At 70.4% G+C, this 7,383-nt stretch carries 7 protein-coding genes; 3 read left to right on the top strand and 4 right to left on the bottom strand.

The genetic code is table 11. The features are described 5' to 3' along the window. The 3 genes from VLI41_RS11720 to VLI41_RS11710 form a co-directional block, all read left to right on the top strand. On the top strand, positions 1-1,371 hold a 1,371-nt coding region (locus VLI41_RS11720; RefSeq protein WP_325268259.1), incomplete at its 5' end, for a Calx-beta domain-containing protein. Positions 1,372-1,533: 162 nt separating this feature from the next. Further along, a complete protein-coding gene (locus tag VLI41_RS11715; RefSeq protein WP_325268258.1) occupies positions 1,534-2,112 on the top strand; it encodes a hypothetical protein in 579 nt (192 codons plus the stop codon). Then, entirely contained in the window at positions 2,099-2,512 is a 414-nt protein-coding gene (locus tag VLI41_RS11710; RefSeq protein WP_325268257.1) for a hypothetical protein, read from the top strand. Before VLI41_RS11715 ends, VLI41_RS11710 begins: the two co-directional genes overlap by 14 nt. Before the next feature lie 45 nt (positions 2,513-2,557). Here VLI41_RS11710 and VLI41_RS11705 read toward each other — a convergent pair whose 3' ends face one another. The 4 genes from VLI41_RS11705 to VLI41_RS11690 all read right to left on the bottom strand — a co-directional run. Further along, entirely contained in the window at positions 2,558-3,286 is a 729-nt protein-coding gene (locus VLI41_RS11705) for a response regulator transcription factor (RefSeq protein WP_325268256.1), read from the bottom strand. Further along, complete coding sequence (locus tag VLI41_RS11700) at positions 3,283-5,109, bottom strand: DUF4118 domain-containing protein (RefSeq protein ID WP_325268255.1); 1,827 nt, start codon at positions 5,107-5,109, stop codon at positions 3,283-3,285. The genes VLI41_RS11705 and VLI41_RS11700 overlap by 4 nt, the downstream gene beginning before the upstream one ends. Positions 5,110-5,237: 128 nt before the next feature. Beyond that, complete coding sequence (locus VLI41_RS11695) at positions 5,238-6,596, bottom strand: type I secretion C-terminal target domain-containing protein (protein WP_325268254.1); 1,359 nt, start codon at positions 6,594-6,596, stop codon at positions 5,238-5,240. A 64-nt stretch (positions 6,597-6,660) separates the two neighbouring features. Continuing rightward, on the bottom strand, positions 6,661-7,383 hold a 723-nt coding region (locus tag VLI41_RS11690; RefSeq protein ID WP_325268253.1), incomplete at its 5' end, for an NfrA family protein.

The raw sequence follows: 7,383 nt of genomic DNA, 5'->3' as shown, positions 1-7,383 counted from the left end.
CAGGCGATGACCATCTTCGCCGACCTGGCGGTCGGCGGCTCGTGGGCCGGTGCGCCGGACTTCTCCTCGACCGGCGGCCAGGCGGCCATGAAGATCGACTACATCAAGGTCTGGGATTCCAACCCCTACACGTCGGGATCGGGCTACACGGCCATCGTGCCCACGCAGTCCGCGCAGAGCTCGCAATCGGCCGTCGCCCCCTCGACCAACACCGCCATCACCATCTCCGATCCGACGGCGATCACCCACGCGGAAGGCGATGCGGGGACCAGTTGGTACGTCTACACCGTCACGCGAACCGGGGATCTTTCCCAGGCGAGCACCGCCAACTACGCGGTCACGGGCTACGGCGCCAATCCGGCGAGCGCCTCGGATTTCGACGGCGGCGTGCTTCCCACCGGAGAGATCTGGTTCGGTGGCGGGGAGAGCGTGAAGCAGATCTGGGTGCCGGTGACGGGCGACACCACGGCCGAAGCCGACGAGCAGTTCGCCGTCAACCTGTCCAACCCGACGGGCGCGCAGATCCTCAACAACGCCGCGCTCGGCACGATCCTCAACGACGACGCGGGCTATGTCGCGCCCAGCGCGCCGGCCAGCGCCTCCGCGCCCGGCGCGGCCACCACGATCTCGCTATCCGGCGATGTCGCCCAGGCCGAGGGAAACGACGGGACCCACTATCAGATCTACACCGTCACCCGGGCGGGCGACCTGTCCGGCCCGACCACGGCCGAGTACGCCGTCAGCGGTTACGGCGCCAATCCGGCGAGCGCTTCGGACTTCAGCGGCGGTGTGCTTCCGTCCAACGAAATCTGGTTCGGCGGCGGGGAGAGCGTGAAGCAGATCTGGGTGCCGGTGGCGGGCGACACCACGCCCGAAGCCGACGAGCAGTTCGCTCTCACCTTGTCCAACCCGACCGGGGCTCAGATCCTGAACGGCGCCGCCCACGGCACGATCCTGAACGACGACGCCGGCTATGTGGCTCCCAGCGCTCCGGCGCCTGACGCGGCCACCACGATCTCGCTGTCTTCCGACATCGCGCAGGCCGAGGGAAACGACGGGATCGACTATCAGGTCTATACGGTCACCCGGGCGGGCGACCTGTCCGGCCCGACCACCGCCTTCTACGCCGTCACCCCGTCCGGCGCCAGTCCGGCGAGCGCATCGGACTTCGAGGGCGGAGTGTTCCCATCCAACGAGATATGGTTCGGCGGCGGCGAGAGCGTCAAGCAGGTCTGGATCCCTGTGGTCGGCGACACCACGCCGGAGCCTGACGAGCACTTCGACCTCACGCTCTCAAACGCCACGGGGGCCGAGATCCTCAACGGCGTCGCCCACGGGACGATCCTGAACGACGACGGTTGGATCTTCTGAGGCCGACAGGCTCCCGGCGCCCTCGTTCGAGCGCCTGGCCCGTCGCTTCCACGGCGCTCCCTGGCCGCCTGGCGGAACTGCGGCTCAGCAAATCCGTTGGAGAGCCCGCGGTCGCAGCTGGGTGGCGCTCCTGTCGGCGACCATGCCGATCGGAGCACGTCCATGGATACAACCACCCTCGTCATCATCGCGGCGGTGATCGTCATCGTCGCGATCATCGCCTTTGCTTACGTGCAGCGCCGCTCGAAGGACCTGCGCGACAAGTTCGGACCGGAGTACGGCCGCACCGTCGAGGAAAGCGGCGGACGCCTGAAGGCCGAATCGGAGCTGCGCCAGCGGGAGAAGCGCGTCGAGGCGCTGGACATCCGTCCGCTGGCGCCTGAGGACCGCACCAAGTTCATCGAGCGCTGGCGCGGCGTGCAGGCGCAGTTCGTCGACGATCCGGGCGCGGCGATCGCCGCCGCCGACAAGCTGCTCGGCGAGGTGATGGTCGCGCGCGGCTACCCGATGAGCGACTTCGACCAACGCGCCGCCGACCTTTCCGTCGACCATCCGGAGGTGGTCGAGCACTACCGCGCCGCGCACGAGATCGCCCAGCGCCACGAACGCGGCCAGGCCGGGACCGAGGACCTGCGCCAGGCCATGGTCCACTGCAAGGCGCTGTTCGAAGACCTCGTCGGCCTGCCTGGCGGGCGCGACAGGCAGGCTCCAACCCAAGAGGACCGCCATGCCCGACACTGACCGAGACCGTGCGCCGCAGCCTCAGGGGCGCCCCGCGCCGCAGAAGGACGAGCTATCGACCGCTGAGCTGGCCGAGGCGTCCGGCCAAGGGGCCGCCGAGCCGCGAAGCTTCGGCAAGGACGGCGGCAAGCCGGCGCCGCTGCTCGACCCGAAGGAGGTCGACGAGCTGCGCGGCAACTGGGAGTCGATCCAGACCGGGTTCGTCGACGAGCCGCGAAAGGCCGTCGAGGGCGCCGACCATCTGGTCGCGATGACCATGAAGCGGCTGGCGGAGACCTTCGCCGAGGAACGCTCCGGCCTGGAGAAGCAGTGGGACCGCGGCGACAAGGTCTCGACGGAGGACCTGCGGCTGGCGATGCAGCGCTATCGTTCGTTCTTCGACCGGCTCCTCTCGGTCTGACCTCGGCGCGCACCCCGCGGGCTGCGCGGCCGCGCAGCCATCGGCTCAGGAGTGCGCCGCGGCCGGGGCGACCGGGTCCGCATCCGGAGCGGTTTCCCCGAACTGATAGCCCACGCCCGGGACGGTCACGATCAGCCGCGGCTCGGAGGGGTTCTCCTCCACCTTGTGACGCACCTGGCCGGCCAGCACGCGGACGAACTGGGCGTCGGCCCGGTCGAGATCGCCCCAGACCGCCAGGATGATCTCGCGATGGGTGACGACCTGTCCTCGTCGCTCGAGCAGCAGGCGCAGGAACTGGGTCTCGCGGCCGGAGAGGCTCACCTCGCCGCGCGCCAGCTTGGCGCGGCGACGGCGGAAATCGAACTCCAGGCCGGCCACGGTCAGGGTCTGGGCGTTGACCGCGGCTTCGCCGCTGCGCAGCGCCACGCGGATGCGGGCGAGCAGCTCGCCAACCGAGAAGGGTTTCGCGAGGTAGTCTTCGGCCCCGTCGTCGAGGGCGGCGATCTTCTCGGTATCGGCGTCGCGCGCGGACAGCACGATGATCGGCAGGTTGGTCCAGGCGCGCGCGCGGCGGATCACCTCCTTGCCGTCCATGTCGGGCAGGCCCAGGTCCAGGATCATGACCGAGAAGCTCTCGGCGGCCAGCGCCTGGAGCGCCGCCTCGCCGGTGGTGACCGTGGCCACGCTGTAGTCCTGCGCCTCCAGCGTCGGCCTGAGCACGCGCAGCATCTGCTCTTCGTCGTCGACGACCAGGATCGAAGGTTTGTTGGTCACGCCGCCACCTCCACGATCGCCGGCCTGGGCAGGGAGAGCTCGAACGTCAGGCCGGTGCGCCCGTCCTTGGCGGCCCGGGCCTTGATCGCCGCGCCCATGGCCTCCAGGAAGCTGCGGGCGATGAACAGGCCCAGGCCGAAGCCGGAGCCCTTGGTGTGCAGGCCGCGCACGAACGGCTCGAAGAGCTGCTCGGCTTCGCCCTCCGGCAGGCCCGGACCCTCGTCACGGATGGTGAGCCGCACCCGGTTGCGGATCAGACGGCCGCTGACCTCCACGGTGGATCCGGAGGGGCTGAACTTCACCGCGTTCTCCAGCAGGTTCCAGAGCACCTGGCGCAGCAGCGTCGGGTCGGCGAGCACTTCCAGTCCGTCCTCGATGTCGAGCTCGGGCTTCGTCGGCCCGGCGTTCTCCGCGATGATCTCCCACGCCTCGACCACCACGGCCTCCAGCGCCACGGCCTGCAGCTGTGGCTGGAGAGTCCCGGACTCCAGCCGGGTCATGCCGAGCAGGTTTTCGATGTAGCGGCTGAGCCGGTGCGCCTGCTCGCGGATGTTCGCCAGGAGGTCGCGCCGGATCCGCTCGTCGTACTTGTCGAAGTGGTCCAGCAGGCTCGTCGCCGAGCCCAGGATCCCGGCCAGCGGCGTGCGCAGGTCGTGCGAGACCGAGGCCAGCAGGGCGCGCCGAAGCTGCTCGGCCTGAGCCACCACTTCCAGCTGCGCGTGCTCCGCGCTGAGCCGCGCCCGGGAAATCGCCGCCCCCCCGAGATCGACCAGCACATTGACGGTCGCCTCGACCAGCCGGTCCTCATCGGGGACGCCGCGCGCCCAGATCACCCGTCCGAAGGTCCGCCCCTCGGCGCTCAGGGCCTGGACGCTCCAAAGCCGGTGCGGCGGAATGGGGCTCGTCTCGCGCAGCAGCTCGGGCGGCGGCGGATCGTGCTCGCGCGCCGCCGTGCGCGCGAAGACCCGGCCGGTCTCGTCACAGACCGCGACGTAGCGCGACCCCGAGACCATCGCCACGGCCTTGCAGATCAGCTCGCGCAGCGACTGCTCGTCAGCCGTCGCCGAGAAGCTGCGGCCGGCGTCGAACAGGCTGCGCACCGCCCGGCGCTCGTAGCGCACGCGTTCGGTGAAACGTCCGACCTGCCAGCCGACCGCCAGGAAGACCACGAGGTTTACGCCGGCGACCGCGCTGTTCAGAGCCAGCGTGTAGCGCGGCTCGACCACGAAGTAGTCGTAGGCCACGACGTTCACGAGCGCGGTGATCAGCGCATAGCGCGAGCCGAGCAGGCTGGCCGAAAGCACGACCCCGGCCAGGTAGATCATCGAGACGGCGGCGGGCCCGACTGCGCGCATGACCAGGAGACCGATGCCCAGGGACGAGATGCTGACCAAGAGGGCGACGGCGACCCGAGAGGCTTCCACCAGCGGCGGCCAGCCGCGCAGCCAGTCGCGCAAGCGCACCAGCCGTGATTCCGAAGCGACATGGCGCGGCCGGCGCGCGACGCTCAGCACCGCGTCGCGCTCGCGCCGGGTCTCGTCCACGTAGAGCCCCGCGATCCAGGCGCCCACCGAATAGACGACGAGATTGACGATGTCCTGCTTGGTCCCGAGCACGAAGTGCAGGGTCGCCGCGCCGGTCGAGAGATTATAGGCCAGGGTCGCGGCGAGGGCGGCGAGCAGGCCGTACCAGACGCCGAGCCAGCCCGCGCAGATCAGCACGGCGCCGAAGTAGAGCAGCGTGCCGCGGCTCACGCCCATGCCGCGCTCGAGCATAAGTCCGAGCAAGGTGGCCGCCAGCACCACGCCGACCGTCCACAGCATGCGCGAAACGCCTGACTTCGGTGTGAACCCGACTCTGCCGAGCATCTTATCCACAGCCCCCACCGGCAGCTTAAGCCTTTGGCCGTGAAGGACAAGCGAGCGCCGGGCCGGCATATCCGCGCAGGCGCTCAGCGGAAGACCCAGTCGACCTGCATCGCCAGGCCGCCGGAGACCTTCAGCAGGTCCGCGACGGCCACGAACCCATGCGCCGCCTGCGGGCCGTCGGCGTCGACCAGGACCAGGGTCCCGCCGGCGCCGTCGGGCGCGATCCTAACCCATCCGTCGAGCACCGGATCCGGCCCGGCGTAGCCGGTCAGCAGCGGCCGCAGGTCGAGCACGTCCTGGCCCGGGGTGAAGTCGGTGATCCGGGCCGCGCCCGCCGGCAGGGCGGCGATCTGGAACACGTCGTGGCCGGCGCCGCCGGTCAGGGTGTCCTTGCCGCCGTTCGAGACCAGGACATCGTCGCCCGCGCCGCCGTCGAGGCTCGCCGACACGCCGTTCGAGGTCAGGATGTTGTCCAGGCCGTTACCGAAGCCCTTCTCGCCCTTGCCGCCGGTGAGCTGCAGGTTCTCGACATTGGCCGGAAGCGTGTAGCTGGAGAGGTTCGTCCGCACGGTGTCGACGCCCGCGCCGGCCGCTTCCCTGACCTGGTCCCTGGCGTTGTCGACCACGTAGGTGTCGTCGCCGGCGCCGCCCGACAGGGTGTCGCCGCCGGCCCGGCCGTCCAGCAGGTCCGCCCCTGACGTGCCCACCAGCACGTCCGCCTTCTGGCCCCCGACCAGGGCGTCGGCCGGCGCGGCGCTCAGGGGAAGGCTCAGCACCGCGGCGGGCGAGACGGGCTGCACGGAAAGCTGCGTCACGCCGCCCGCGCCATATCCCAGGAAGGCGATCTCCCAATTCGCGCCGATCAGCGAGCCGTCCTGCAGCGGCGCCTGGGGATAGCTCTCGAAGCTGTCGGTCAGAGCGCCGGTGACGTTGTCGACGTAGATGCGCGCATCCTCGGCGTAGAGCCCGAGCTGGCCCGACGCGTAGGGCCGCTCGGCGTCGGCGAAGCTGACGATCTGCCGGCCGTCGACGCTGACCGCCATGGTCCCGCCGGACTGCGCGACCGAGACCTGGTACCAGGTCTTCAGGAGGAAGCTGGTGTCGGAGCCGGTGGCCAGGAACCGCTGTCCGCCCGCATAGGCCGGGTCGCGCTTGCCGAGCTCCCAGCCGTTGGTCTTCAGGGCGAAATAGTAGAAGTGGTCGTTGTCGGTGTAGTCCCAGACGACCCAGGCGGTCTCCCAGGGGTTGGGTGCGCTGTTCAGGCGGAGCTGCTGGTCGGTCAGCACCGAGGCGCCGAAGCTGAAATCGCCGCTGAACGAGGCTTGCGACAGCATGAGCGCCGAATGCGTCTCGCCGGGCGAGGTCGACGCCAGCGGCGCCAGCGAGACGAACTGGCTCAGGTCGGACGTCTCCGCCAGAGGCACGTGCCGGATCTCCCCCATGGACCGCGCCAAGCTGGCGGGCGTGGGGGCTCGCGGGTCAAGCCGGTTCCCCTGAGAGGAGTCCTCAGTAGGAGACGCTGATCGATCCGAAGACGCCCTCGCCGCGGCGGTCGCCGGAGATCCGGGCCCGGTATTGCACGGCGAAATCGACGTAGGACTGGGGCGCCTTGTCGGGCGTCTCGCGGAACCAGCTGCGGACCATCACGCCCGGGCCGGCGCCGAGCGCCGAGCGGCGCGCGATCTTGTTGTCGTAGGCCCAGACCGCGCCGACGAAGGGCGCCGCCAGCCAGCCGCCGTCGCTGGAGAGGCTGAAGGTCCGGCCGTACCGCAGGTCGGCGAATCCCAGGCTCTCGCGATGCTCGGTGAGCCGCGCCCCTTCCACATAGGCCATCCACATCGGCCAGTTGCGGCGGCCCAGGACCGGCAGCAGGCCGGCGTTCGCCGACCAGGCCGCCCGCAGCATCCAGTCGTTCTCGGCGAGCCCGCCGATCTTCACCAGGCGGCTGGCCTCGAGGACCACGTTCTGCGAGCGCAGCGGCTTCACCTCCAGGCCGATCCAGCCCTGGGTGGTCTTGCCGCCGGTCGCCGTGCCGCGGGGCCCGTCGAGGGTCTCGAAGGCGCGGCCGAACACCTGCACCTGCGCGCCCGCCGGCGACCAGTCCGGCCGGTAGTAGACCTCGCCGCCCACCTGCGAGACGCCGCGGCCGTTCAGCAGGCTCGTCGAGCCCACCGTGCCGTTCTGGCCATAGAAGACCGAGGCGTAGGCGCCCCAGCGGCGGGTCAGCTC

It is taken from the genome of Phenylobacterium sp. (genome assembly GCF_035475775.1).
GTDB lineage: Bacteria > Pseudomonadota > Alphaproteobacteria > Caulobacterales > Caulobacteraceae > Phenylobacterium.
The sequence above is the reverse complement of the archived record's forward strand: the minus strand, read 5'-3'. Positions and strand labels throughout refer to the sequence as shown.